This is a genomic window from Streptomyces sp. NPDC042002 (assembly GCF_055588305.1).
Genome location: NZ_JBVJCT010000004.1, coordinates 120,300 through 146,377, shown reverse-complemented (window position 1 = coordinate 146,377; position 26,078 = coordinate 120,300). Strand labels below are relative to the sequence as shown.

At 72.9% G+C, this 26,078-nt stretch carries 23 protein-coding genes and 2 pseudogenes; 10 read left to right on the top strand and 15 right to left on the bottom strand.

All coding sequences use genetic code 11. The annotated features are described in order from the left end of the window. Positions 1–158: 158 nt before the first annotated feature. Complete coding sequence (locus ACZ6KY_RS08340; RefSeq protein WP_469309519.1) at positions 159–893, top strand: SIR2 family NAD-dependent protein deacylase; 735 nt, start codon at positions 159–161, stop codon at positions 891–893. A gap of 419 nt (positions 894–1,312) precedes the next feature. Here the strand turns inward: ACZ6KY_RS08340 and ACZ6KY_RS08335 are convergent. Together ACZ6KY_RS08335 and ACZ6KY_RS08330 are read right to left on the bottom strand one after the other, a co-directional pair. After that, positions 1,313–1,591: pseudogene (locus tag ACZ6KY_RS08335) on the bottom strand (lytic transglycosylase); the annotation flags it as partial. Between the two features lie 158 nt (positions 1,592–1,749). Further along, complete coding sequence (locus ACZ6KY_RS08330; RefSeq protein WP_469309518.1) at positions 1,750–3,036, bottom strand: glycoside hydrolase family 6 protein; 1,287 nt, start codon at positions 3,034–3,036, stop codon at positions 1,750–1,752. 552 nt (positions 3,037–3,588) lie between these two features. Between ACZ6KY_RS08330 and ACZ6KY_RS08325 the strand changes: the two genes are divergently transcribed. Continuing rightward, positions 3,589–4,317: a glycoside hydrolase family 16 protein gene (locus ACZ6KY_RS08325; RefSeq protein WP_469309517.1), complete on the top strand. Its 729-nt coding sequence runs from the start codon at positions 3,589–3,591 to the stop codon at positions 4,315–4,317. A gap of 98 nt (positions 4,318–4,415) precedes the next feature. Here ACZ6KY_RS08325 and ACZ6KY_RS08320 read toward each other — a convergent pair whose 3' ends face one another. Then, positions 4,416–5,429, bottom strand: a complete 1,014-nt coding sequence (locus ACZ6KY_RS08320) for a LacI family DNA-binding transcriptional regulator (protein ID WP_469309805.1) — start codon at positions 5,427–5,429, stop codon at positions 4,416–4,418. A gap of 659 nt (positions 5,430–6,088) precedes the next feature. Between ACZ6KY_RS08320 and ACZ6KY_RS08315 the strand changes: the two are divergent. Next, positions 6,089–6,229: pseudogene (locus ACZ6KY_RS08315) on the top strand (IS5/IS1182 family transposase); the annotation flags it as partial. A 116-nt stretch (positions 6,230–6,345) separates the two neighbouring features. Here the strand turns inward: ACZ6KY_RS08315 and ACZ6KY_RS08310 are convergent. The 4 genes from ACZ6KY_RS08310 to ACZ6KY_RS08295 all read right to left on the bottom strand — a co-directional run bounded on the left by ACZ6KY_RS08310 (position 6,346) and on the right by ACZ6KY_RS08295 (position 10,035). Continuing rightward, positions 6,346–6,828: a methylated-DNA--[protein]-cysteine S-methyltransferase gene (locus ACZ6KY_RS08310; RefSeq protein WP_469309516.1), complete on the bottom strand. Its 483-nt coding sequence runs from the start codon at positions 6,826–6,828 to the stop codon at positions 6,346–6,348. Next, entirely contained in the window at positions 6,825–8,432 is a 1,608-nt protein-coding gene (locus tag ACZ6KY_RS08305; RefSeq protein WP_469309804.1) for an AlkA N-terminal domain-containing protein, read from the bottom strand. Before ACZ6KY_RS08305 ends, ACZ6KY_RS08310 begins: the two co-directional genes overlap by 4 nt. A gap of 281 nt (positions 8,433–8,713) precedes the next feature. Beyond that, complete coding sequence (locus ACZ6KY_RS08300; RefSeq protein WP_469309515.1) at positions 8,714–9,643, bottom strand: M48 family metalloprotease; 930 nt, start codon at positions 9,641–9,643, stop codon at positions 8,714–8,716. Beyond that, positions 9,640–10,035 carry a BlaI/MecI/CopY family transcriptional regulator gene (locus ACZ6KY_RS08295; RefSeq protein WP_469309514.1) on the bottom strand — a complete coding sequence of 132 codons (396 nt, stop codon included), beginning with the start codon at positions 10,033–10,035 and terminating at the stop codon, positions 9,640–9,642. Before ACZ6KY_RS08295 ends, ACZ6KY_RS08300 begins: the two co-directional genes overlap by 4 nt. Positions 10,036–10,153: 118 nt before the next feature. On the opposite strand from ACZ6KY_RS08295, the gene ACZ6KY_RS08290 reads away from it, so the two are divergent. The 4 genes from ACZ6KY_RS08290 (at position 10,154) to ACZ6KY_RS08275 (ending at position 13,570) form a co-directional block, all read left to right on the top strand. After that, positions 10,154–10,825 carry a DedA family protein gene (locus ACZ6KY_RS08290; protein WP_469309513.1) on the top strand — a complete coding sequence of 224 codons (672 nt, stop codon included), beginning with the start codon at positions 10,154–10,156 and terminating at the stop codon, positions 10,823–10,825. Beyond that, positions 10,822–11,445: a phosphatase PAP2 family protein gene (locus ACZ6KY_RS08285; protein WP_469309512.1), complete on the top strand. Its 624-nt coding sequence runs from the start codon at positions 10,822–10,824 to the stop codon at positions 11,443–11,445. Before ACZ6KY_RS08290 ends, ACZ6KY_RS08285 begins: the two co-directional genes overlap by 4 nt. 9 nt (positions 11,446–11,454) lie before the next feature. After that, a complete protein-coding gene (locus ACZ6KY_RS08280; RefSeq protein ID WP_469309511.1) occupies positions 11,455–12,117 on the top strand; it encodes a response regulator transcription factor in 663 nt (220 codons plus the stop codon). Between the two features lie 64 nt (positions 12,118–12,181). Next, the gene (locus tag ACZ6KY_RS08275) at positions 12,182–13,570 is read left to right on the top strand and encodes a sensor histidine kinase (RefSeq protein WP_469309510.1); all 1,389 of its coding nucleotides are present in this window, start codon (positions 12,182–12,184) and stop codon (positions 13,568–13,570) included. Between the two features lie 232 nt (positions 13,571–13,802). Here ACZ6KY_RS08275 and ACZ6KY_RS08270 read toward each other — a convergent pair whose 3' ends face one another. From ACZ6KY_RS08270 to ACZ6KY_RS08260, 3 genes are all read right to left on the bottom strand, one after another. Continuing rightward, positions 13,803–14,651, bottom strand: coding sequence for a COG4705 family protein (locus ACZ6KY_RS08270; RefSeq protein ID WP_469309509.1), 849 nt, complete (start codon positions 14,649–14,651; stop codon positions 13,803–13,805). A gap of 69 nt (positions 14,652–14,720) precedes the next feature. After that, on the bottom strand, positions 14,721–15,626 hold the full coding sequence (locus ACZ6KY_RS08265) for a lysylphosphatidylglycerol synthase transmembrane domain-containing protein (RefSeq protein WP_469309803.1): 906 nt from the start codon (positions 15,624–15,626) through the stop codon (positions 14,721–14,723). A gap of 320 nt (positions 15,627–15,946) precedes the next feature. Beyond that, positions 15,947–17,452 carry a hypothetical protein gene (locus tag ACZ6KY_RS08260; protein WP_469309508.1) on the bottom strand — a complete coding sequence of 502 codons (1,506 nt, stop codon included), beginning with the start codon at positions 17,450–17,452 and terminating at the stop codon, positions 15,947–15,949. 230 nt (positions 17,453–17,682) lie between these two features. Between ACZ6KY_RS08260 and ACZ6KY_RS08255 the strand changes: the two genes are divergently transcribed. The 3 genes from ACZ6KY_RS08255 to ACZ6KY_RS08245 are packed head-to-tail and all read left to right on the top strand — an operon-like array spanning position 17,683 to position 19,962. Next, entirely contained in the window at positions 17,683–18,066 is a 384-nt protein-coding gene (locus tag ACZ6KY_RS08255; protein WP_389399498.1) for a BlaI/MecI/CopY family transcriptional regulator, read from the top strand. Further along, positions 18,063–18,962: a M48 family metalloprotease gene (locus ACZ6KY_RS08250; protein ID WP_469309507.1), complete on the top strand. Its 900-nt coding sequence runs from the start codon at positions 18,063–18,065 to the stop codon at positions 18,960–18,962. Before ACZ6KY_RS08255 ends, ACZ6KY_RS08250 begins: the two co-directional genes overlap by 4 nt. A gap of 46 nt (positions 18,963–19,008) precedes the next feature. Further along, entirely contained in the window at positions 19,009–19,962 is a 954-nt protein-coding gene (locus ACZ6KY_RS08245; protein ID WP_469309506.1) for an endonuclease/exonuclease/phosphatase family protein, read from the top strand. Positions 19,963–20,085: 123 nt separating this feature from the next. Here ACZ6KY_RS08245 and ACZ6KY_RS08240 read toward each other — a convergent pair whose 3' ends face one another. The 5 genes from ACZ6KY_RS08240 to ACZ6KY_RS08220 form a co-directional block, all read right to left on the bottom strand. Next, positions 20,086–20,595, bottom strand: a complete 510-nt coding sequence (locus ACZ6KY_RS08240; RefSeq protein WP_469309505.1) for an O-acetyl-ADP-ribose deacetylase — start codon at positions 20,593–20,595, stop codon at positions 20,086–20,088. Further along, positions 20,592–22,001 (bottom strand): phytoene desaturase family protein, encoded by a 1,410-nt coding sequence (locus ACZ6KY_RS08235; RefSeq protein WP_469309504.1) that lies wholly within the window; start codon positions 21,999–22,001, stop codon positions 20,592–20,594. The genes ACZ6KY_RS08240 and ACZ6KY_RS08235 overlap by 4 nt, the downstream gene beginning before the upstream one ends. Before the next feature lie 221 nt (positions 22,002–22,222). Next, complete coding sequence (locus tag ACZ6KY_RS08230) at positions 22,223–23,089, bottom strand: inositol monophosphatase family protein (RefSeq protein WP_469309503.1); 867 nt, start codon at positions 23,087–23,089, stop codon at positions 22,223–22,225. A 148-nt stretch (positions 23,090–23,237) separates the two neighbouring features. Next, positions 23,238–25,058, bottom strand: a complete 1,821-nt coding sequence (locus tag ACZ6KY_RS08225; protein ID WP_469309502.1) for a gamma-glutamyltransferase family protein — start codon at positions 25,056–25,058, stop codon at positions 23,238–23,240. Positions 25,059–25,225: 167 nt separating this feature from the next. Further along, the gene (locus ACZ6KY_RS08220) at positions 25,226–26,044 is read right to left on the bottom strand and encodes a DUF4232 domain-containing protein (RefSeq protein ID WP_469309501.1); all 819 of its coding nucleotides are present in this window, start codon (positions 26,042–26,044) and stop codon (positions 25,226–25,228) included. Positions 26,045–26,078 lie beyond the last annotated feature (34 nt).

The window sequence follows — 26,078 nt, the reverse complement described above, 5'->3', positions numbered from 1 at the left end:
GCGAATGAGCGCCGCGGCGATCCCGGCGAAGGCCGGGAAGTATTCCAACTGTCGCTCGTGAGGCTCGTAAGGGCGGTGCAGGCAGCGGCGCCCGACCAGCACGGGCCGCACCCTGATATCCGCTCGCTCCCAGCAGGCAGGCGTCCTACTCTCGCCCCATGACCAAGCCCCTCGTCGCGCTTCTCAGTGGCGCGGGCATCTCGACCGATTCCGGAATCCCCGATTACCGCGGCCCCAACGGCCTGTGGCGGAGGGATCCCGAGGCCGAGAAGCTCGTGACGTACGAGTACTACATGGGCGACCCCGAGATCAGGCGCAGGGCGTGGCGGATGCGGCGCGAGAACCGGACGCTCCAGGCCGAGCCGAACGCCGCGCACCGGGCCGTGGCCGAGCTGGAGCGCTCCGGGGTGCCCGTGCGGGTCCTCACCCAGAACGTCGACGGACTGCACCAGCTCGCCGGCACGCCCGCCCGCAAGGTCCTCGAACTGCACGGCACCGCAAGGAGTTTCGTGTGCACCGGGTGTCATGCGCGCGGGCTCATGGAGGACGCCCTCGCCCGGGTCGACGCCGGTGAGGACGACCCGGGCTGTCTCACGTGCGGCGCGATCCTCAAGCCCGCGACCGTGATGTTCGGCGAACGCCTCGACCCCGTCGTCCTCGGCCAGGCCGCCGCCATCACCAAGGCCTGCCAGGTCTTCATCGCCGTCGGCAGCACCCTCCAGGTCCAGCCCGCCGCCGGCCTCGCGGGTGTCGCCGCCGACCACGGGGCCCGGCTCGTCGTCGTCAACGCCGAACCGACCCCGTACGACGAACTCGCCGACGAGGTCATCCGCGAACCGATCGGCACCGCGCTGCCGGCACTACTGCGCGGGCTGAGCACCGAAGGGAACTAGGGTCCGTCTTCAAAGATCATCAGATTGGTGGTTCATGGTGAGGTGATACGTCGCCATGAACCAACCGATCAGGAAGGGGAGTTGCTCGCTCCACTCATATCGCGGGCCGCGACAGGCCGTCCGCGCGTGGAGGACCGGCAGGTCGTCAACGGGATGGTCTAGAAGATCCGGACCGGGGTCTCGTGGTGTGACCTGCCGGAATGCCACGGACCGTGGAAGACGGTCCGTACCCGCTTCCGCCGCTACGCGCTGGACGGCATGTCCACCCGGGCTCTCCAGCGGATCCAGGCCCACGCGGACGCGGACGGCGACATCGACTGGCTCGTGCGGATCGACTCCACCATCGCGCGTGCTCACCAGCACGCCGCCGCCACCGGCAGAAAAAGGGGATCCACACGGGGCACGCGGTGGTGGCGCGACTACGAGGCGGCGGCCACCGTCAGTTCGACGGTCAGTGTCGCCCCGCCGGTGGTGGTGACACGGAGCAGGAAGGTGCCGGTGGCGTCGTCGGCGTACAGCTTCGGCAGCTTGAGCGGGCCGTCCGCGTCGGTGGCCAGGGTCGTGAGGGCGCGTACGGTCCTGCCGTCCGCGTCCTTGAAGCAGGGGCCCTTGTCGTGGCGGTCGGCACGGCGTTCGGGATCACTTCGACGCCGGCCCGCCGCAGCGGCCGGTACGCCTTGCGTTCGCGCTCCTGAGTACCCATCGGTCACTGTTTCCAGCAGGGCCTACGCGCCGAGGGGCCCCGGCCACATCCGGCGCGGAGCTTTCCCTCCGGCCCGCCCGGGTTGCGGACGGGCCGGAGGGGGTCCCGAGGGCCGGTGTCCGACAGTGCGCTGGTGGGGTCCGAAAGGCCCTGTCAGCGCGGGTGGTTGAACGTCGTTGGCGGGTTGGCGTTGCGGGCGAGGGTGTGGGCGAAGTCCGGCCACCAGGCGCCGGCCGGCGGGTCCTCCACGCCGCCGTACTCGGGGTCGCCCGGCCCGGCCGTGCCGCGGTGGCAGGTGCCGTCGGACTCGCCGATGGTCTTCACATAGAGGTAGGCGTCGGCCAAGGGGGCGCCGGTGTCGGTCGTGGGGCGGTCACCGACTCCGCGGCCGGGGGCGTTGCACCAGTGCTCGTCGTCGGTGTACTTGCCGGGCGGCGCTGTCCACGCGCCGAGTCCGTTGCGGCCGGTGTCGAGGACGTAGTGGGTGAGCCGGTCGGTGGGGGGTGTGCCCACGTTGCTGTCGTACCAGGCGTCCGTCCAGTGCCAGGTCGAGGGATCGGCGAACTCGACCGCGTCGCCCGGGATTCCGTCGTTGGGTGCGGCGGAGGAGTAGTACTGGCTGGCGCATCGGCTGGCCGGTCCGGCCGCGTCGGCTGAACTCGTGGCGAACCAGACGCACTTGGACACCCACGTGGCGTACCGGTTGAGCTGGTCGGTGGGCTGGTAGTTCGAGACGTTGAGGGCGAAGCCCTGGGCCTGTCGCAGGCCGGCGTCGAGGAGCCGGCCTGCGATCTCGCCGACGGGCTGCCAGTTGCTGGTGCCGGCGTCCAGGTAGACGGAGGTGGCGGGGTCGGCCCCCAGGGTGCCTACCGCCGATCTCACCTCGGCGATCCGGGCGGTGGTGAGCGAGCCTGTCGGGTCGGTGGTGGGTCCGCAGTCCTTGGGGAGCAGCGCGAGCGAGTCCGGTTCGACGATGGCGACGGCCTTGCTCGCGCCGATGGCGCCGGCCACCGCCTTCACCCACGCGTCGTAGGCGGCCGAGTCCGCCGCGCCGCCGGCCGAGTACGAACCGCAGTCGCGACCGGGGATGTCGTACAGGACCAGCAGCGGGACGGAGCGGGTCGCCCTCGCGTCCCGGACCAAGTCCTGCACCCGTGTGCCGACTTGCCGGGGTGTTCCGTCGGTCAGCCAGGTCGCTTCCGGCCAGGTGGCGAGTTCGGCCATGTTCCGCGCGTCGGTGATGTGGCCGGCCCGCAGGTCGGTAAGGGCCTGGTGGGCGGCCTCGCTGTGCGGATCGACGTAGAAGCGGGTGGAGCTGTCCAGTGTGCGGCTCGGTGTCGCCCTGGGGGCGGCCTGGGCGGCGGGGGACAGGCCCGTCACCATGACAGCCGCCGCACAGGCCACGAGGGCCAGTCGGCGGAGCGGTCTGCCCTTGATCATGGGGCGGAGTCTCCTTGTCGTGGGTGGGGGGTGTGCCGGGCGGCTGCGCGGACGGCGGCAACCGGGGATCGCGGATCGCGTGACGGACCGTCAGCGGAGCACGACCCGGGGGTGATCGACGCTTGGGAGCGCTTCCAGTTTTCAGTGATGATTGAGCGCCCAAGGAACGGTGTCAAGGCTCACGACGCCGATGTGTACAAAGAGCTGACGGGGAGTCGTGTCCGCCGAGCGGTCGGCGGCCGGCCGGGCGAGAAGGACCGTACGACGCCACTTCGCCTTCAGGTGTCGAACTCGCAGCGCATCTCTCATCTCGCTTGATGCGGTGGGAACTTCATTCGAGCTCGCCCGGTGAAGTGATCGACCTCCATCAGTTCAACAGTTGAAGTCGAACCCATTGACAGCGTGTTACGGCGCTGCCATGTTCACCGTCAAAGGCGTGACTCCGTGCCGGTCCGGCACCGGCGCCCATGCCGCACCTGTCGAAGGGAAGCGTCTCCTCGACCTTGGAAGCGCTTCCAAAAATCCCCCACGACCCGAGCAATGGAGCTCACCATGCCACTTACCCTCTTCAAGTCGGTCCGGAGCGCGGTCACGCTGCTGGCGGCGTGCCTGCTGCTTCCGCTCGCGGCTCATCCGGCACACGCCAGCTCCTGGGGAAGCCCCCAGGCCGTCAACTCGTGGAACACCATCAACGGGAGGTGGACCCCCAACAACGAGCTGGAGACGTACACGCCGAACTGCGTCTGGTACGACGGCGGCACACTGATGATCAAGACCTACAAGGCCGCCGACGGCACGTACTACTCGGGCCGCGTGGAGTCGAAGGCGCTCTACGGCTACGGCACCTACAGCTTCACCGCGAACATGCCAAGCGGGCAGGGGCTGCTCCCGGCGGTGTGGGCGGCCTACCTGAACCCGTGGCTGCCGGAGTTCGACGCCGCCGAGATCGTCGGGCAGAACCCGAACACCGTGTTCCAGACGCTCCACGACCAGAACAACGCGCAGACCCAGTACTCGAAGAACAACTCCTCGGGCTGGACCAACGCGTTCCACACGTACTCGTTCACGTGGTGGCCCGATCACGTCGACTTCGCCGTGGACGGCACCATCACGGGCTCGAAGCCGTACACCACCCCGGCCGGCACCGGGATGCACTTCATCGTCGACACGGCGGTGGGAGGCGACTGGCCGGGCAGTCCGAACGCCTCGACCTGGGCGACAGCGGACGGCGCCCGCTACCTGAAGGTCTCCTCGATCACGTACACGCCGTACTACCCGTGACCTGACCTGACCTGACCCGGCGGCCGTCCTCCTGGGTGGCCGCCACCTTGTTGTGGCCCCCATCTAGTGCGGGGCGCCGTGAAGGCGGGCCGTCCGGGTCAGGCGCTGGCGCGCACCACCAGATGCGAGGGAAGCAGCAGCGGACTCGGATCGCCGCCCTCGATGACGCCGACCAGCATGCGGGCCATCTCCCGTCCCAGGTCCCGGATCGGCTGGTGCACCGTCGTCAGCGCGGGGTCGGTGATCCGCGCCACCGGCAGATCGTCGAAGCCCACGACGGCGACGTCGTGCGGAACGGAGCGGCCGGCCTCGCGCAGCGCCCGCAGCGCTCCCGCGGCCATGTTGTCGTTGGCCGCGAACACGCCGTCCACGTGCGGGTGTTGCGCCAGCAGCCTGGCCATGGCGGCAGCCCCGCTGGGCTCGTTGAAGTCGCCGATCTCGAAAGCGTGCGGTGTCCGCCCGGCGAGCAGCAGCGCTTCCCGGTGACCCTGGTGGCGGGCGCGCCCCACCTCCGTGTCCAACGGGCCGCAGATGGTGACGATGTTCTTCCGCCCGCTCGCGAGGAGATGTTCGGTCGCGCGGCGCGCACCTGCGGCATTGTCGATGTCGACGTACCAGCGCGGGTCCGAGCCTCCCGGCCGTCCGCCGAAGACGACCGGCAGAGTCGTCTCCGTCGCTATGTGCGCCAACGGGTCGTCGCCGTGGAGCGCCATCATCATGACGCCGTCCACACCGCGGGACCGCAGCAGGTCGCCCACCCGCTTGCGAGCACGGTCGGAGGCGGCCAGGCACAGCATGAGATGCAGGTCGGCCTCCTCCAAGGCGCTGGAGACCCCGGCGATGACCTGCCCGAAGAAGGGGTCGGCGAGCACCGAGGGGTCGTGCTGCGAGATGACGAGGGCCGCCGCCCCCGCCTGCCGGGTGGCCAGCGCCCGGGCCTTCGGGTTCGGGACGTATCCCAGGTCCCGTACCGCCCGCTCGACCGCTTCGCGTTTGGCGCGGCTGACATGAGGGGCGTTGTTGAGCACGCGGGACGCGACGGAGCGGGAGACCCCGGCGAGTACGGCCACCTCGTCGAGCGTCGGCCGTCCCGGCGGCGAGACCTCTCTCATCATCTGCCCCTTCTTGTCACCGCTGTTGTCACCGCATCCTTTGAAGCGATTGGAAGCCCTTCCATTCTCGTCTGTTCCGACCCGGGCCGTCTGCTTTCCCGGTCCGCAGGCAGCACACGCCGACGATGGTTCCGGGACCGCCGACCGCGAGGCCCGTTCATCCCACCGCGCCCCGCTCGCAGCACACTGCCTCAACCCCGTCCACGATCCGGGTCGTTGGAGCCCGCACAGCACGGGGCGACGACAGTGACACTCCGACCGGTGCAGCCAAAGGGAGGAGGAGCTCGGGTCCCCGGAGGAATACTTCCAGCCGCCATCTATTGCTGTGGCTGGTTTTAGGTGCAAGGTGTGTGTGAGCCCATCCTGTGTCCCCCTCAGGTCGGGATCACCCCTCGGGTCCCGCCTGAGCCGCGCTCTTGGCGCGGGGCCCGCCGCTCCTCCCGGCTCCCCACGGGAGGCTCTGCGGCTGCCCTCAGCCCGGGGCGCGGTTGCCGGACGGGCCGTCATCAGTTCAGCCAGGGCACCCTCAGTGAACGGCAGGTGCCGCTGCGGGTGTTGGTGGGACAAGCCGGGTTCCGGCGGTGGGCTGGGCGCCAAGGCCGGTGTCGACGTTCAAGCGGCCGACGGCGGGTGTGGTCCGGCCTGCCAGGTGGCGGTTCGACCGGCAGATCTACCGCCGGCGCAACGTCGTCGAACGCTGCTTCAACCGGCTCAAAGGCTTCCGCGGCATCGCCACCAGATACGACAAGACCGCCACCTCCTACGAAGCAGCGGTCAGTCTCGCGTCATTCCCGCACTGGGCAAGATCAGTTCGAAGACGGACCCTGGAACCCGGGCCCGGTCGGCCGACGTCACCGAATGGGAGGCACCGCCCAGAGCAGCCAGACGCGCCTCGACTCCTGACGGCCGAGCCGGGTCAGAAGAGTGCTGATCCGCTCTCGAAGTCCAGGAGTTGACGCTTGCGGTCCAGGCCGCCGCCGTAGCCGGTGAGGCTGCCGCTCGCGCCGATCACGCGGTGGCAGGGCACGATGAGGCCGATCGGGTTCTTGCCGTTGGCGAGGCCGACCGCTCGGGAGGCGCCCATGTTGCCGAGGGCTTCCGCGAGTTCGCCGTACGAGCGGGTCTCGCCGTAGGGGATCTGCCGCAGCTGGTCCCACACGCTGCGCTGGAAGGGCGTTCCGATCATGCGCAGTTCGACGGTGAACTCCTTCAACTCACCCTCGAAGTAGGCGTGCAGCTGCTCCGTCACCTCGTCGAAGAGCGTGTCGTCGCGCTCGCCGAAGCTCTCCTCCGGCGGGCGGTGACGCTGCCCGACCATGTGCAGGCCGCACAGGACACCGTCGTCGGCGACGAGGGTGAGGGGGTCGTAGGGGCTGTCGATGACCGTGTGCCGTTTCACTGGGCGTCCTTGATGCGTGAAGTCCGTGGGGTGTGTGAAGTGCGGGGAGTGCGCGTGCGGGGAGTCGGAGTGCGTGGTGCGGGCTTCGTGGCGTGTTCGGGGTGCGGGGTGCCGGCTTGTGACGGGAGGAAGTTGATCGGGTGGGTGTCCGTCGCCCACAGGTACTGGACCGCGTAGGCCCTCCAGGGGCGCCAGGCCGCGGCGCGGGCCGTCAGGGCGGCGGGTGTGGACGGGAGCCCCAGCTCCTGGGCCGCGCGCCGGATTCCGAGGTCGGTGGGGAGGAAGGCGTCCGGGTCTCCGAGGGCGCGCATCGCGATCACGTCGGCGGTCCAGGGTCCGAAGCCGGGGAGCGCGAGAAGCCTGGCCCGGGCCTGCGCCCAGTCGTTCTCCACTCCCAAGTGAAGTGTTCCTTCGGCGAGTTGGCTCACCAGTGTGGTGAAGGTGGTGCGTCGGGTGCGGGGCATCGCGAGCGACTCGGGGTCGAGCGCGGAGAGCGCCTCCGGTGAGGGGAAGAGGTGGGTGAGGCCGCCTTCCGGATCGTCCACCGGCTCGCCGTGCGCGATGACCAGGCGAGCGGCGTGGGTACGCGCGGCGGCCGTGGAGACCTGCTGCCCCAGCACGGCCCGTACGGCGAACTCGGCCTCGTCGACCGTGCGCGGTACGCGGCGGCCGGGGGCCTTGTCGACCAGGGGCGCCAGCAGCGGATCCGTACGCAGCTGGTCGTCGACCGCCACCGGATCGGCGTCCAGGTCGAGCAGGCGGCGGCACCGGCTGATCGCGACGGACAGGTCGCGCAGATCGCTGAGGGTCAGGCGGCACGCGATGTGGTCCGGCATCGGTGTCAGTCCGGCGATCCCGTGTCCGTACGGCAGCCGCAGGGTCCGCCGGTACGCCCCGTCGCGCCACTCCTCCACCCCGGGTACGGCGGTCGCCGCGAGGTGCCCGAAGAGGTTGTCGGGGTTGAGCGGGGCACGGAAGGGGAGCCGGAGGTTCAGTACGCCGGGCGTGCCCGGGGTTCCCGAAGTGGCTCCGGCCCGGTTCTTGGGCAGGCGGGCGCGCAGCTCGCTCGGGGACAGTGCGAAGACCTCGCGGACGGTGTCGTTGAAGGTGCGGATGGAGGAGAAGCCGGCGGCGAAGGCGATCTCTGCCATCGGGAGCGGTGTCGTCTCGATGAGCAGCCGGGCCGTCTGGGCCCGCTGGGCACGGGCCAGCGCCAGGGGTCCCGCGCCCAGCTCGGCCAGGAGCTGCCGCTCGATCTGGCGGGTGCTGTATCCGAGCCGGGTGGCCAGGCCCGGTACGCCGTCGCGGTCGACGACACCGTCGCCGATCAGCCGCATCGCGCGGGCCACCAGGTCGGCGCGGTGGTTCCATTCGGGTGAGCCGGGGCTGGTGTCCGGGCGGCACCGCTTGCAGGCCCGGAATCCGGCCTGCTGACAGGCGGCGGCGCTCGGGTAGAAGGTCATGTTCTGCGGCTTCGGCGGCACGACCGGGCAGCTGGGCCGACAGTAGATCCTCGTCGTCGTCACCGCGGTGAAGAACCATCCGTCGAAGCGCGCGTCCTTCGACCGGACGGCACGCACGCAGCGCTCCGTGTCCGTGTGCATCGCGTTCTGCATGCCTCAAGCATCGGGCACCTCAGAGGGCGGGGCTGGCGAGAATCCGACATCTACCTTGCCCGGCCTGCGACCGACCCGCACCCCTCCCCTTCCTGCTCCTTCCCTTCCTGTCCTTCCCTGTCCCCTCGCGCTCCCCGAGCCGCCGACCCGGCTCGAAGCTCGCGGGAGTGGTGCCGGGCAACCGGCGCCAGAGCTCTACCGCGGCCGGGGCCACCGCCCCGCGTCTGCCCAAGCGCCCGCCGAACCGACACACGTACTGCCGGGAACCGTCAGCGAGCCTCCTCGCCCTGCGCGACCTCCACGTCGTGGTGGAAGGCGACGACACCCGCCCCCGACGCACCGGCCGAGACGGCGGCGCAGGCGGCGAGGAGGAGGGCGATCCAGGCGGCGGCGCGGGGCCGGTGCCGCGGGGTGGAGAGAAGGGCCGCGACCCGCTGCGGAACGGGACCCGTCGTGGCCGCGGGGGCGAAGTCGGGACGGTCGGAGCGGGCGTCGCCGACGGCCAGGGCGGCGCGGGCGATGGCCCGTGCGGTCAGCCTGCGGTCCCCCACGACGACGGCGGCGGCTTCGTCAGCGGCGCGCTCCGCCGCGAGCGCGACGGTCGCGCGAGCCGCGCGCAGGCCCGGGTGGCAGTGGGCCGCGAGTTCGGCCACGACGAGGAAGCGGTGATGGCCGCCGGCGTTGTGGGCCCGCTCGTGGGCGAACAGGGCCTCGCGCTCGTCGGCTCCGAGGCTGCGCAGCATCGCCGTGGTGACGACGATGCGGTGCGGCCGGCCCGGGAGCGCGTAGGCGTCGGGGTGCGGCGATTCGATGACGCACAGGTCGCCCGCGGCGGGCCGGCGGTCGGCCTGGCTGCGCGCGGAGCGGAAGGCGCTCAGCTGGCGCAGGGCCGAGCGGGCGACGGTCCAGGCGCCGAGGGTGAGCGCGCCGGTCGCGGCGGCGGCCGCGGGCAGGACGACGAGGTCCGAGGCCGTGTGCAGGGGGTGGACGAGGTCGCCGAGGCCCGCGAGCAGGGGAAGCTTGAGCAGCCCCGTCAGGACCAGCGCGCCCAGCGAGGCCACGGAGGCGCAGGCCAGCACGACGAGCGCGAGGGTCACCGACCACAGCGCGGCCACCGGGGTGAGCCGGTCGGGGCAGCGGCGGGCCAGCGGGCCCAGCGCGAAGGGGACCAGCAGGGGGACCAGCAGCAGAAGGATCATCCCTCACCCGGTTCCGGACGTGCGTCGAGACCCGGTTCCAGCAGATCCCGCAGGAGCCGCTCGTCGTCCGGGTTGAGCTGCGCGACGAACCGCGCCAGCGCGGTCTCCCGGTCGTCGTCCCGGTCGAGCTCGCTGTGCATGCGGCGTGCGGTGAGGCCGTGCGGGTCCTGGACGGGGAAGTACGCGTAGCCCCGGCCCAGCCGCTCGCGGCCGACGATGCCCTTCTCGTGCAGCCGGGACAGGATCGTCGTCACGGTCGTGCGGGCCAGACCGGAGTCCAGCTCGCTCTGCACGCGTCCGGGCGTCAGCGGCACGCCGGCGGCCCAGAGAGCCGCCATCACGCTGGCCTCCAGCTCACCCGCCGGTCGGCGTTCGTCCTTGTCACTGCTCATGGGAACGATCCTCACCCCGCCATCGTCTACAGTTCAGTAGACCGTCTACAGAATTGTAGTCAGTCGGGTACGAGTATCGACCGTGCCCGCCCGTCCCAGTATGAGAGGGCCCGCGACGATGGCCGCATCATTGTTCACAGCGTCACACCTCGCCGTGAATATTCTCAGCGCCCAGTCCCTGCTCGCCGCCTTCGGCGTACTGGGGGTGGGCGTGGTGATGTTCGCGGAGACCGGCCTGCTGATCGGCTTCTTCCTGCCCGGGGACTCACTGCTGTTCACGGCGGGCCTGCTCTGCACGGGATCGGGGCACAACGGCCTGAAACTGTCACTCCCCCCGCTGCTGATCGCCGCGGCCGTGGGCGCGCTGCTCGGCGCGCAGACCGGCTATCTGATCGGGCGGAAGGCGGGCGGCGCCCTCCTGTCCCGCGATTCCGCCCCACGGCTCCAAGCGGGCGCGCACCGCGCCGAGGAGCTGCTGGAGAGGTACGGCCACGCCAAGGCGATCGTGCTGGCCCGCTTCGTCCCCGTCGTGCGTACGGTGCTGAACCCGATGGCGGGCGCCCTGGGCGTGCCCGTGCGCACCTTCACCGTGTGGCAGGTGGTCGGCGGCCTCGTCTGGAGCATCGGCCTCACGCTCGGCGGGTACGCGCTGGGTTCCTCCATCCCGAACGTCGACCACTATCTGCTCCCGGTCATCGCGGTCATCGTCCTCGTTTCCCTGGCCCCGCTCGCCGCTGGGCTGTACCGCTCCCGCCGAGAGGCCGCGGCGAGCAAGGGGGTCCAGGGATGATCCTGGCTTTCGACGGCTCCTCGATCGACGGCTCCGCCTACCGGTACGTCGCCGATCTCGCTCAGGACTCCCCCTCATGGCTCGACGGCCTGGTGTCGGTGTGGTCGACGTACGGGCTCGGACTGTTCGCCGTGCTGATGGTGCTCGGCTGGTGGCGGGCGCGGCGCGAGAGCCCGCGGGTCGCGGTGGCCGCGCTCGCTGTGCCGGTCGTCGTGCTCGTGGCCTACGGGGTGGACCTCGGCGTGAAGCTGCTGGTGCGCGAGGACCGGCCCTGTCAGAGCCTGCGGGTGGCGACGCTTGAGGCGTGCCCGGCGCCGGGCGACTGGTCGTTCCCCAGCAATCACGCGGCGATCGCGGCCGCCGCCGCCGTCGCGCTGTTCTTCGTCTCGCGGAGCCTCGGCGGCATCGCCGTCGTGGCCGCGGGCGCCATGGCCGCTTCCCGCGTCTGGGTCGGGGTGCACTATCCGCACGACGTCGCGGCCGGTGTGCTCGTCGGCACGCTGGTCGCGATGGCGATGACGGCCGCCCTCCGCAGGCTGCCCGACGTGTCGGAGCACCGGCTGGCCGCTTCGCGGCTCGGAGCCCTGCTCGTCGCGCCCCGGCTCGCGAAGAGCGGGTGAGCGGGGAGTATGCGCCGGCGGATCCTGGTCGTCGAGGACGACCACGCGCTGCGTGACGTCCTGCGGCGCGGGCTGCGGGACGAGGGCTTCGACACCGTGCCGGCCCAGGACGGCGCGACCGCGCTGCGGCTCGCCGGGGACGACATCGACGCGGCCGTCCTCGACGTCGGCCTGCCCGACGCCGACGGACGGGACGTGTGCCAGGCGATCCGGGCCAACGGCTTCCTGTCCCCCGTGATCTTCCTGACGGCCCACCACCACCTCACCGACCGGCTGGCCGGCTTCTCGGCCGGCGGCGACGACTATCTGCCCAAGCCGTTCCATCTGACGGAGCTGGCGGCCCGGCTGCGGGCGGCCCTCAAGCGCGCCGGACCGGGTCCGGCCGGCACGGCCGGTGACCTGGTCCTGGACCCGGTCGCGCACAGCCTGACCGTGCGGGGCCGTCGCGTCGGCCTCACTCCGACGGAGTTCCGCCTGCTGGCGGCGCTGATGGCGGCGTCCGGGGGAATCGTCAGCCGGCGGGAGCTGACCCGGGCCGGCTGGCCGGAGGGCGCCCAGGTCAGTGACAACACGCTCGACCAGTATCTGACCCGGCTGCGCCGCAAGCTGCGGGACGGCGGCAGCGAGCAGACGGTCACGACCGCGCGAGGCATCGGGCACCGCCTGTCATGAAACGCGGTCCTTCACACACCCGGCCGGCCGCCACCGCGGGTTTCCCGACCGGAGGCGTGCGCCCATGAGAACGTTCGCCTCCCGTTGGCGGCCAACGCTCGTCTCCCGTTGGCGGCCGCAGACCCTGCGCGGCCGGCTCTCCCTGGTCGCGCTGACCACCGCCACCCTCCTGATGGTGATCCTCACGGTGGCGTTCAACACGGTCGTACGACAGCACCTCCAGCACCAGGCGGACGACGAGCTGCGCACCCGGGGCACCGCCGTCGCCGCGACCGTCGACACCAGCGGCGCGCGCGTGCGTGTCCTGGAGACGCCGGGCGAGGAACTGCTCGACGCGAACGTGTGGATCTACGCGGGCGACCGGCTCCTGGAGAAGCCGCCCACGGCCACCGCCTCCGGCCCGCTCACCCGGGCGGCCGGAGCGCTCGCCGCGCGGGGCGGGACGCACTGCGTCACCGCCCGTGCCCACGGCCCGGTCCGGCTGTGCGCGCGACCGGTGCCGGGCGACAGCACCGGCGCGACCGTCGTCACCGCCCTCGACCTGGCCCCGTACCGCAGTTCGGCCGACACCCTGCTCTTCGCGTCGCTCGCCCTCGACGCCGCCATGCTCGCCTGCACGTACGCGCTGACGCGCCTCGCGGTGGGGCGCGCCCTGCGTCCCGTGCGCACGATGACCGACCAGGCCACCCGGTGGAGCGCCGTGGCCTCCGAGGAGCGCTTCGGCAGCATCGCCCGGCCCGTCGAACTCGCCCGGCTGGGAGGGTCGCTGGACGCGCTCCTTGACCGCATCCGGGCCCTGCTCCGCCATGAGCGGCAGCTCACCCAGGAGCTGTCGCACGAGCTGCGCAATCCGCTCGCCCGGATCGTCGCCGAGCTCGACTGGTGGCAGTCCCGGCCGCGCTCCGCCGAGGAGACCCGGGCCACGCAGGAGGCCATAGCGGACGCCGCCCGGTCCATGCGCACGATCTGCGACACGCTGCTCGACGACGCCCGTGACGGCGCGTCCGCCGCACCGGGCACCAGTGAGGTCGGGCCCGTACTGCGCCGGCTCGCGGACCGTGCCGTCACGGCGCGGCCGGAGGTGGAGATCGTCGTCACCGGCCCGCAGACGGGCCTGGTGGCCGGGGTGCCGGACGCCCTGCTGGAGCGCATCGTCAGCCCCCTGCTCGACAACGCGCTGCGGCACGCCTCCGCCCGGGTCGAGCTGCGGGCCGGGGGGCGGCCCGGCGGCGTCCGGGTGGAGGTCACGGACGACGGGCCCGGCGTACCCGCGTCGTTCGCGCCGCAGCTCTTCCAGCCGGGGCGGCGCGCCGATCCCGGGGACGGACACGGCGGAGGGGGCCTCGGTCTGCCGCTGGCGCGGCGCCTGGCCCGCTCCGCCGGCGGCGAGGTGCTCCACGAGGAGGCACGCGCCACCGGCGCGACGTTCGTGGTCGGCCTTCCGTCGGGCTGAAGAGTCCGCAGGCGGGTCCGCCCGTGGCCTGGGCACTGCGGTGGCCCGACGGCCTGCGGGACGACCGGCCGGGATGCGGCACTCCTCCCACGTGGCCCCTCGGGGGCCTGACCACCTCTCCGGTGAGCCCGTCGCACACCAGTCCTTCCCCGGCGTGAGAACGGCCGGAGGCGGGCCGCCTCCGGAAGGAATCTCCGGAAGCCGGCCCGCCTCGCGCGTGGACCGATCGCGGTCAACTCGCCTGAAGGGTCGGCCTGTCGGCGGTCGCGACGTCGCGGCGGGTGATCGAGAGGTAGACGACCAGGCCGAGGATGACCGCCAGGAACAGCACGCTGGTGATGACGGTGCCGAAGCCGAGGCCGCCGTCGCCGGTCGGCTGCGAGAGGTAGTCGCCGATCGACGCGCCCAGCGGGCGGGTCAGGATGTACGCGATCCAGAAGCTCAGCACCGCGTTCAGGCCGAGCGCGAAGTGCGCGACGGCGACCGCGGCGATCGCGAGACCGAACAGCACGGCGGAGACCCAGTACCCGAGGGCCATGCGCTCGGCGACCAGGTCACCGGCCGCGGTTCCGAGCGCGAAGGTGAACAGCACCGCCAGCCAGTAGTAGGCCTCGCGGGAGAGCGTGTCGACACTGTGGATGGACAGCGTGCCCTCGCGGCGGTACCAGACGAAGAAGGTGATGGCGAGGGCGACCGCGAACACCGCGGTGCTGGTCTCCAGCGGCACGCCCAGGTTGTCGGTGAGGTTGTCGCTGATCAGCGTCCCCACGACGCTGATCAGGGCCACGGCGAGCCAGTACACGCCCGCCTGGTAGGTCCTCGTACGGAACTGGACCACCAGGACGACCGCCAGCAGCCCGCTCATCAGCAGCGAGACACCGGTCAGACCCATGCCCAGCTTCTCGTTCAGGAGGTCGGCGGCGGTCTCGCCGACCGTCGTGCACAGCACCTTGATGATCCAGAAGTACGCGGTGACTTCGGGAACCTTGTTCCAGCGCAGGCCCGGCCCGGCCGCGTGCGGGGCGCCGGTGCGGCCGTACGCCTCAGGAGTCCCGGAGGTCTCTGTTGTCTCATAGGTCATGAGGCCCGAGGGTGTCAGCGGGAGTCTGAACGCATCCTGACTGCCGTACGCCCCCGGTGCGCCCCCCGTTCACAGCACCCGGCGGCGGATCAGCGTGCCCAGCGCCACCAGCCCCGGGAGCAGCGGGAGCCATACGGTGAGCAGCCGGTAGCCGAGGACCGTCGACGCCGCCGCGCCGCCGGGCGCCCCGGCGAGGGTGAGGGCCAGCGCGAGGGCGGCGTCCAGGGAGCCGAGGCCGCCCGGGGTGGGCAGCAGGACGGCGGCGCTGCTCGCGACGAGGTAGGCGAGCGCCACCCGCGACGGGGGCAGCGGCAGGTCGATGGCCTGCGCGACGGCGATCACCACGGTGGCGTGCAGGGCGGCGAAGGCGAGCGAGCCGCCCCACAGCGCGGCGGCCCGCGCGGGGAGTTCGTGTACGGCCCGGACGTCCAGCAGTACGGAGCGCAGCGCGCGCCGCAGCGGTCGGGCCAGCAGAACCGCGGCGACGGCGGCCACCACGACGGCCGTCGTCCAGGCGGTCACGGTCCAGGCGTTCGCCGTCAGCCGCGGAAGACGAAGGGCGCCGGGGCAGGCCAGGGCGAGGCCGCCGATCAGACAGCCGCGCACGACGGTTCCGGCGCAGGCCTTGACCGCGAGCGCGGTCGCGGACCGGGCGACGGGCAGTCCGCACCGGGTCAGGAAGCGCAGGTTGACGGCGCCCGCGCCGAGTCCCGAGGGCAGGACGTGGTTGGCGGAGGAGGCCGCGAACTGCACCGCCACCAGTCGACCGGCGGGCAGCGGCTCCGTCACCGCGCCCTGTTGGGCGAGGGCCGAGCACACCCAGGTCGCCAGGGTGGCGGCGGTCGCCACCAGGAGCCAGCCCCGGTCGGCGTGGGTGAGCCGGCCGGCTCCCGCCTCGATCACCGGCCAGTGCCGGTGGGCGAGGAATCCGGCGCACAGCAGCACGAGCAGCGAAAGCCCGGCGTGCCACCCCATCCGCCCGTCCCGCACGGCCAGCCGCCGGCCGACGGTCGTCCACCTGCCGTCGGCCGTCACGGCAGACGACGGGCCGCCCGGTCCGGACACGGGCTCGGGCGGCGGCGTCCCCTGGCCGTCGGTCGTCGGCCCGGCGACCGGGCCGGAGTCGGCGGAGTCGGCGACGGACACCGGGGTGCGGCCGGACAGCCCGCTCCCGGCCGGTCCTCGCGTCGCAGCGCCCACCGGTTCGCCGCCGGGAGACCGGCCGAGGCCGACCGCTGGACCGCCCCGGGCCGCGGGCCCGCTGTGCGCCGGCGAAGGCGTCTCCGGCGGAAGGGTCACGGCGTACGGCTCCCCGCTCCCGGAGATACGTAGACGTCCAGGTCACCGGCGCGATGGGGTGCCCAGGTGCGGGCGTACGCGGGCGGCTCGCCCCCCGGAACGGTGACGACGGCGACCGGCGTGCGCCGGGCGGAACGCGTGATGCTCTCCGCGGTGGCGTTGGCGTTGTGGCCGCCGATCGCCAGGGAGGAACAGCCGGCGTAGAAGGCGATGGGGACGGACTGAGTGCCGGTCAGCGCGCAGGGCGGGCGGACACCGAGCCGGTGCAGTTCCGCCGCCGTCACCGCCCAGCCGTGATGACTGTCGGTGGTGCGCCCCACCGCGGCCTGCAGGACCGCGAACTGCACGGCCAGATGTCCGGCCAGACCGACGGCCACCAGTGTCACGATCAGCGGACGCCGGCGCGGGCGGGGGTCGGTGACCAGGTGGACGAGGGCGTCGGCGACCGGGATCGCGACGAGGGCGTAGAGAGGCAGCAGGAAGCGCGGGGCCGCGTATCCGATCATGAAGAGGTACGGGATTCCGGCTGTCGTCGCGCAGGCCAGGAGCAGGAGGGTGGGGGCCGTGCGACGGGCCCTGACGGCGATCACCAGGCCGAGGACGGCGATCAGCGGCAGGACGAACCACCAGGCCATCACCACGGGGTTCGGCATCCCCCCGGTGCACGGCCGGCACAGCACGCGTCCGCCGAGGCTGCGCATCTGGTCGCCGACGGCGATGTTCCAGCCGAGGCCGCCCTGGATGCGCGAACCGTCGGAGAGCCGTTGCCCCAGGCCGCCGTAACCGACGTACGCCTCGATGATCCACTCGGCCGCCCCGGCCAGCAGGCCCCCGACGAGCGCGAGGAGCGGCCGGACTCGCCGCCACCGGGGGACGGCCACGGCGAGGACGAGAAGCGGCAGGGTCACCCAGACCGCGTCGGGGGGCCGCATCCACGCCATCAGCGCGGCACCCAGCCCGATCCCCCACAGCGCCGCCCGGTCACGCCCGCCTGCGTGGGCCCGCAGAAAACACCCGACGCAGACCAGGGCGCCGATCGCGACCCAGTAGTTGGGCATGGCCTGCGGGCCGTAGAAGAGGGTCACCCACAGGGTCGCGAACAGGGCGCCGGCCAGGGCGAGGACCCGCACCGGGAAGAGCCCGCGCCAGACGCGCAGGGCCACGAACAGGCCGAGTCCGGACAGCAGGGCGAGGTAGACCCGCAGCAGGACGGTGGACGACGACCAGGAGGCTATCGGCGCGACGAGCAGCGGGACGCCACGGGCCCGTGGCGCGCTGAAGAAGGCCGCGGGGGCATGCGGGGAGACCTGGCTGACGTACACCGTCTCGTCCCAGCCGAGACCCATCCCGGGGTGCACGATGATCAGTTGGGCGAGCGTGAAGGCGCCCGCGACCAGGGCGAGCAGGCCCAGGTCAGCAGGAAGCCGGGACACGCGGGCCGACCCGTCCGGCGGTTTGGGCCGCCGGGCGCCGATGAACGGGACGTTCAGGGTCTTGACCATCGTCCACCCTTCAGCCCTACACGCTGTAGGGTTTTTTTCACCCTACAAGACGTAGGGTGAAGGCGGGATCCGGGGAATCATGGACAAACTACCGCTCACCGAATGAAGGTGCCGAACGGGAGGGGCGTTCGAGGAAGTACCCGGGGGCGGTATGCGGCCCCTCGCGCCCGGGGCGTGCGCCCCGCATCGGCACCCTTTTCGGCTCCCCTACACGCTGTAAGGTGACGGGCATGGCTGGCACAGGTCCCCACGGGCGGGTGGAACGGCGCAGCGCGGGCGAGCTGGAGAGCGAGGTCCTCGCCGCCCTGTGGGCCACCGACGACGCGCTGACGCCCGCCGAGATCCAGGCCGAGATCGGCGGTGGACTCGCCTACAACACGGTGCACACCATCCTCAAACGTCTGTACGACAAGGGCCTCGTGCTCCGTGACGTTGACGGCCGGCGCGGCGCGTACCGGCCCGCCAAGAACGCGGCACAGCTGACGGCCGAGGCCATGCACGAGGCGCTCGACCGCGGGCCCGACCCGATCGCGGCCCTCCAGCAGTTCGTCACCGGGCTCAGCCGCCAGGAGGAGGAAGCCCTGCGCGACCTCCTCGGAGGGAACGGCCCATGAGGATCGACGTCTACGTTCCGCTCGTACTCGCGCTGTTCCTCACCGGAATCGCCCCGCAGGTCGGCAGGCGGGTGTCGCCGGCTCTGGCGGCCCGGGTCCTCGCGGCGGCGGCCGTGCTGACCGCGGCCGCCTCGACCTGGGCGCTGCTGCTGCTCGGGGCGACGCTGATCGACCAGGCGCCGTCGGTGATCGCCGAGGCCGGTGAGGAGGGCCGGGCGCTGCCCGAGCCCGTCCCGGAGGCCGTCGCCGTCCTGGCGGTGGCCGCCCTCGGCGTGATCGCCCACCGGCTCCTTCGTGTCGTACGGGCGCGCGCCGCGACCCGCCGGGTCCTGCTCAGGCTCTGCGAGGGACACCCGCCGGACAGCGAACTCGTCGTCGCCGCCTCGCCGACCCCGCACGCCTTCGCCATCCCCGGCAGGCCGGGCCGGATCCTGGTCACGGCCGCGATGCTCGGTGCGCTGGAACCCGCCGAACGGCGTGTCCTGCTCGCGCACGAGCGCGCTCATCTCACCCACCGGCACGCGGCGCTGTCGACCGCCGTCGCTCTGGCCGCGGCGGCGAACCCCCTGCTCGTGCCCGTCCGCGACACCGTCGCCTTCCTGCTGGAGCGCTGGGCCGACGAGGAGGCCGCGAGCACCGTCGGGGACCGGCACACGACGGCCCGCGCCCTGGCGCGTGCCGCCCTCGTCTCCCAGCGCGCCCGCCCGGAATGCGCCCTGCACTTCTCCGAACACGCCGTCACCCGCCGGATCGCGGCCCTGCAGACCGCTCCGCCGCCCGTCATGCGGTCCGTCGGTGCGGCCGTGCTCGCGCTCGGCGCCCTGCCCGCGCTGGGCGCGGCCGACGCCACGGGCGATCTGCTGCGGCTGCTGGGCGAAACGCTGCCCTGGGTATAGGAAACCGGGCCACCGCTCGCGGCTCCCGCTGGGTACGGTCGCGCTCATGACACCTTCCGAGACGGCTCACCCCGCCCCCTCGCGCTCCGGGCGGGTGCGGTTCGCGACGTTCAACGTGCTGCACGGCCGGCCGATGGCGGACGGCAGGCCCGTTTCCGTCCCGGCCGCGAGCGGCCCCGAGGCGCCGTTCGTCCGGGCCGTCGCGTCACTGGACGCCGACGTGCTGGCGCTTCAGGAGCTGGACCGGTTGCAGGAACGTTCTGGCGGGGTGGACCAGGCGTCGGCCGCCGCCGCGGGGTCCGGCGCGCGGTACTGGCGCTACGCGTCCGCGTTCCACGGCGTCGCGCAGACGGGCGGCGGCTGGATCCCGGCGGCATCCGAACCGGGGCTGCGGGTGTACGGCCCGCGCGCGACCGACGCGGGCGACGGTGTCCCCTCGCACGGCGTCGCCCTGCTGTCCCGGCTGCCCGTACGGCACTGGAGAGCCCGGCGGCTGGCCCCGGCGCCGGTCCCCATGCCGCTGCGGACGCCCGGACACCGTGGACTCACCGTCTCCAGGGACCAGCCGCGGGCGGCGCTGGCCGCCGTCCTGGAAGGGAGTCGCGGGCCGTTCACCGTGGTGGCACTGCATCTGTCGTTCGTGCCCGGCTGGAACATCCGCCAGTTGCTCACCGTCCGCGCCTGGATCGCCGATCTGCCCCGGCCCCAGGTGCTTCTCGGCGACTTCAACCTGCCCGGCGCGCTTCCGCGGGCGGTCCTCGTCGCGCCCGGGGGGTTCGACGGCAGCGGGCTCCGGTGGAATCGGCCGACGAGCACCCCGCCGGCGCCGCTCGGCTGGCGGGATCTGGCCCGCACACCCACGTATCCGGCGCACCGGCCGCTCGTCCAGCTGGACCACGTACTGGCCACCGGAATCGAGGCGGGCGCGGCCCGTGCCGCGCACGCGCCGAGCACCGCGATCTCGGATCACCGGCCACTGGTGGTCGAACTGCCCCGGTAACCGGCCCGACGGCCAGCAAGGCCGCTCGGCCGACCCGGCCACCCGGCCCACCGTGCGCCCCTGAGCCTCGACGATTCCCGGCCGCCCGGTCCGCTCAATACGCTGGGCCCGGCGTCCGGACCGTCAGCGCAGCTGCCCGGCGAACGCGTCGTACGCCCTTTCGTCGAAGAGCACGAAGCGGACCTCCTCGACGTCGGTCTTCGCGGCCCTGACGGTCTCCACCGCGATGCGCGCCGCGTCGTCCATCGGCCAGCCGTAGATGCCCGCGGAGACGGCGGGCAAGGCGACGGTACGGGCGCCGAGTTCGTCGGCGACCCGCAGCGACTGCCGGTAGCAGGACGCCAGCAGCTCCGACCGGTCCTCCCCAGGGGCATAGCGAGGCCCGACGGTGTGGATCACCCAGCGGGCGTCGAGGTCACCCGCGGTCGTGGCGACCGCCTGGCCGGTCGGCAGTCCCTTGCCGTAGTGGCCGGCGCGCAGCTTGCGGCAGTCGGCGAGGACGGCCGGGCCGCCGCGGCGGTGAATGGCCCCGTCGACGCCTCCGCCGCCGAGCAGCGAGGAGTTCGCCGCGTTGACGACGGCGTCGACGCTCTGCCGGGTGATGTCGCCCTGCACCAGCGTGATCGTGGTCATGACTCTCTCAGCCTTCGCCAGACGGCCTTCGCCGCGTTGTGCCCCGACATGCCGTGCACTCCGGGACCGGGCGGGGTGGCCGAGGAGCACAGGAAGACGGCGGGATGCGGGGTGCTGTACGGGAACGCGGACAGCTTGGGGCGGAACATGAGCTGGAGCCCGGAGGCGGCACCGCAGGCGATGTCGCCGCCCACGTAGTTGGCGTTACGGGCCGCGAGTTCGGGCGGTCCGGCGGTCGCACGGGCCAGTACCCGGTCCCGGAAGCCCGGCGCGAACCGCTCCAGCTGGCGCTCGATCGCGTCGGTGAGATCGCCGGTCCAGCCGTTCGGGACATGGCCGTACGCCCAGAAGACCTGCTTGCCCTCGGGTGCCCGGGACGGGTCCATGACGCTCGGCTGCACGGTGATCAGGAACGGCGCGTGGGGTGCCCGGCCCTCGCGCGAGGCCGCCCGCAGCGCGGTGCCGATCTCCGCTCTGCTCGCCCCGACCTGCACCGTCCCGGCGACACGGGCCTTCTCGGCGGTCCAGGGCACGGGTCCGTCCAGCGCGTAGTCGATCTTGAAGGCGCCCGCCCCGTACCGGTAGCCCTCGTAGTACCGCCCGAACCCCGCGATGCGGGCCAGCGCCTTGGGCGAGGTGTCGAAGACGTACGCGCGCGCGGGCGGCAGATCGTCGAGGCGCTTGACCTCGTAGTCGGTGTGGACGGTGCCGCCGAGGTCCAAGAGGTACGCGGTGAGCGCGTCCGAGATGGACTGGGAGCCGCCGCGCGCCACGGGCCAGCCCCGGGCGTGCGCGGCCAGCGCGAAGACCAGGCCGACGGCGCCCGTGCCGACGCCCTCCAGCGGCGCGATGACGTGCGCCACCAGACCGGCGAACAGGGCCTTGGCCCGCTCGTCACGGAAGCGGCGCATCAGCCAGGTCGACGGCGGCAGCCCGGCGAGACCGAAACGGGCGAGGGTGACGGGGTCCCGGGGCAGCGCGGTCAGGGGCAGCGACATGAAGTCGTGCGCCAGAGTGTCCCACTTGCTCAGGAACGGCGCGACGAGCCTGCGGTACGCGCCCGCGTCGCGCGGCCCGAAAGAAGCCGCCGTCTCGGCCACCGACCGCGAGAGCACCGCCGCCGAGCCGTCCAGGAACGGGTGCGCCATGGGGAGCTCGGCGTGCAGCCACTCCAGGCCGAACCGCTCCAGGGGCATCGCCCGGAAGGCGGGCGAGTTGACGCCCAGCGGATGCGCCGCCGCACACGGGTCGTGCCGGAAACCGGGCAGGGTCAGCTCTTCGGTGCGCGCTCCCCCGCCCACCGTGTCCCGGGCCTCGAACACGGCCACGGAGAAGCCCCGGCGGGCCAGCTCCACGGCAGCCGTCAGTCCGTTCGGCCCCGCACCCACCACGACGGTATCGAGCATCGACGGCACCTTCGGACTCCTTTGTCAGCCGACGGCCACTGAGGATCAGGATATGCCGGAGGACTGACAGCCTTGACGGCACGGGGCGTTGACAGGAAGCGCCCCGGAATCCCGGGCCGGCCGTCGGACCGGAACCGTGTGCCGGCCGCCGGACCCGGAACCCTGGCGGGCCACGGTCGCCGGACGGGAGCCGGAGCCCCCGCGGGCCGCGGAGTTCCCGCTCAGGCCCCGGCCGCCACCTGTTCGGGCTGTGCCGCCAGCAGGCCCGTCACCCGGCGGGCCGTGGCCGCGTCCCGGGCCGCCGTGAACGGCAGCGCGTTGCCCCCTGTCACACGGAACGGCCCGCCGCCGAGCGTCAGGTGAGCGCCGCCCGCCTCCTCGACCAGCAGGAGTCCCGCCGCGTGATCCCAGGCCGCCTCCCAACTGAATGCTGTGGCATCCAACTCGCCGCGGGCGACGGCCAGATATTCAAGCCCGGCCGAGCCGCACGGGCGCGGGACGACGCCCTCGACCCGCAGGCCGAGGAGGGCGCGCTTCTGCTCGTCCGTGGTGTAGTCCGGGTGGGAGGTCGCGATGTCGAGGTCACGGCCGGGCTCGGGCGAACCGGAGCGCAGCGGCACGCCGTCGAGCACGGCGCCCCGGCCCCGGATCGCGGTGGCGAACTCGTCTCGGGCGGGCGCGTACGTCCACGAGGCGTGCACCACGCCGTCCAGCACGAGCGCGACCAGTGTGCAGAACCCGGAGTCGCCGTGCACGAACTGCCGGGTGCCGTCGACGGGGTCGACTATCCAGACGGGCGCCGTGCCGCGGATCGCCTCGTAGCTCGCCGGGTCGGCGTGCACCGCCTCCTCGCCCACCACGACCGAGCCGGGCAGCAGCGCGGTGAGGGCCTCGGTGAGGTACGCCTCGGCCAGCCGGTCGGCGTCCGTCACGAGGTCGTGCGGGCCGGACTTCTGGTCGATCTCGTGCGCGGCGAGCTGCCGGAACCGGGGCATGATCTCGGCGGCGGCCGCCGCGCGGATGGTCTCTTCCACGTCGGACGCGCGGTGTGCGAGAAACTCGTCGATGGTTTCGATGTCTTCGATCATGGCTCCATGACAGCACGCGCCACTGACAATCCCCACCCCTCCGGGGTACTCAGGGTGGAATCACCATGAATTCCCGGAGCGGGACGATCACTGGCGCGGGCCCGCGATCACTGACGCCGGCCCGCAGCCACCAGCGTCGGCCCGCTCCTCACCGTCCGACCGCGTAACCCTGCATCCCGCGCGGATTGGCCCCCGCCGACAGGACGCCCGTCGCGGGATCCCGGGCCACCGCGCACAGCCGCCCCTCGGACCAGGACTCGGCGACCGTGACGTCATGGCCCCGGCGGCGCAGTTCCTCGACGACCCCCTCGTCCGTGCGGGACTCGACGGTGAGGCTGCCCGGGCGCATGCCGCGCGGGTAGAAGGAGCCGGGGAAACTGTCGTTGTGCCAGTTCGGGGCGTCGATCGCGCCCTGGAGGTCGAGTCCGCCGCGCACCTGCGGGCGCAGCGCCACGGACAGGAAGAAGTGCGTCTGCCACTGGTCCTGCTGGTCGCCGCCGGGGGTGCCGAACGCCATGACCGGCACGCCGTCGCGCAGCGCCAGGGAGGGCGTCAGCGTGGTGCGCGGCCGGCGGCCCGGAGTCAGGGAGTTGGGCAGTCCCTCCTCCAGCCAGGCCATCTGGAGCCGGGTGCCGAGCGGGAAGCCCAGTTCGGGGACGACCGGGTTGGACTGGAGCCAGCCGCCGCTGGGGGTGGCGGCGACCATGTTGCCCCAACGGTCGACGACGTCCAGGTGGCAGGTGTCGCCCCGGGTGCCGCCGTCCGGTGCCACCTCGGGTTCCGCGGCCGCGCGGGCCATGGTGGGCTCACCGGCGCCCGGCACCGCGAGCGCGTCGAAGCCGGGCTCCCCGGCGGCCACCACGCGCGCGTGCCCGCTCAACCGCGGATCACGGCCGCCCGGACTGCCGGGACGCAGCTCGTACGACGCCTTGTCCCCGACGAGCGCCCGCCGGGCGGCGTTGTAGGACTCGGAGAGCAGTTCGCCGAGCGGTACCTCGGCCGCGTCGCCGTACCAGGCCTCCCGGTCGGCCATGGCGAGCTTGCAGCCCTCGACGAGCAGGTGGACGTACTCGGCGGAACCGTAGCGGGGCAGTTCGGTCGGGAGCAGCGCCAGTTGCTGGAGGAGGACCGGACCCTGGCTCCAGGGGCCCGCCTTGCACAGGGTCCAGCCCCGCCAGTCGTACGTCGCCGGGGCCTCGTAGGCCGCGGACCAGCCGGCCAGGTCGGTGGCCGTGAGGGTGCCGGTGCGGCGCTCGCCGCTGGTGTCCATGGTGGGCCGGCGGGCCTGCCTGACCAGGGCCTCGGCGATGAAGCCGGAGCGCCATACCTCCCGTGCCGCGTCGATCTCGGCCACCCGGTCCCCCGCGCCGGAGACCTCGTCGAGCAGCCGTCGCCAGGTCGCGGCGAGGGCCGGATTGCGGAACAGCTCGCCGGAGCGCGGTGACCTGCCGTCGGGCAGATACACCTGGGCCGACGAGGTCCACTCCGTCTCGAACATCTCGCGGACCGCTTCCACGGTCTCGCCGACGCGCTCCACGGGCGCGTGCCCGTCCTCGGCGTAGCCGATGGCGTACTTCAGGACGGCGGCGAGCGGCTTGGTGCCGTGGTCGCGGAGCAGCAGCATCCAGGCGTCGAACGCGCCCGGCACGGCGGCGGCGAGCGGGCCGGTGCCGGGTACGAGATCCAGACCGAGTCCCCTGTAGTGGGCGATCGTCGCTCCGGCGGGTGCGACGCCCTGTCCGCACAGCACCCGCACGGCACCGTCCGCGGGGGCGAGGATGATCGGGACCTCGCCCGCGGGTCCGTTGAGGTGGGGTTCGACGACGTGCAGGACGAAACCGGCCGCGACGGCGGCGTCGTAGGCGTTGCCGCCGTCCTCCAGGACGGCCATCGCGGACTGCGAGGCGAGCCAGTGCGTGGAGGACACCATGCCGAAGGTGCCCTGGAGGGTGGGTCGGGTCGTGAACATGCCTGCCACCTCACGGTACGGAGCGATCAGACTCGGTCCCGACTATGGCATTCACCCGGGCCCGGACGGCAGGGCGGGTGGGCGTGGTCCGGGGAGGTCCGGAAGGCAGGCGGTACCGGGGAGGGGCGGGATCGGGCAAGGGTGCGCGTGCCCGGGTGGACCGATGTTCAGGACGCGGGCGCCCAGGCCGTGGTCCCCAGTGTGTTCTCCGGGCCGATGTCGAGGGGGTCCGGCAGCCGCAGGACGACGGCGTCCCGTCCCTTCTGGGGCGCGACGCGCAGATACACGCCGTCCTGGGCCGCCATCCGCCAGTAGAGGACGGCCCGCGCGCTGTCGCCGGGGTGGAGCGTGAAGGGCTCCGGGCCGGGGTCGGCGGGTGCCATGGGCACCTTGTCCGTCCCCGTCACGCTGTGCACGCCCGTGATCGGGGCGCCCTCCCGGTCGAGGACGTCGATGACGGCCGGGTGGCCGTTCACCTGGTACGGCCGCTTGCCGCAGTCGGTGAGGGTGAGCGTCATGCCGCGCAGGCCCATGGCCGCGTCGACCGGTCCCGTGTCGAGGCGCAGGCCGGACGGCGGGCAGCCACGGCCTTGTTGCAGCGGCAGGGGTTTCGACGACCCGGGCACCACGATGACGAGAGGATCGCCGGCGGCGGTCCCGGCCGCGTGCGGGGCGTGAGCGGCGTCGGTCCCGACGACGCTCGGGACCGTGGCCGGAGCGGAGGTGCGTTCGGGGTCGCGCTCACGGTCGATCTCGGCGGACAGGCCGCACCCGCTGGCGACTGTGGCGACCAGGCAGGCGAGGACGAGCGCGCGGATCCACTTCGCACGGAGACCGACGGCGGGGCGCCCGCGACCACTGCTCGGCGGTACGGCAGGGCGCGTACGACCACCGCGCGGAGGTACGGCGACGGTAGGGGCATCGGACCGCCTCGGAAGCTCGGCGGCGGCTGCCGTGCCGGCCCGTGCCGGGCTTGTCGCGATCACGGGCCGATCATGGCACGGTCGCTTGACGGAGGGC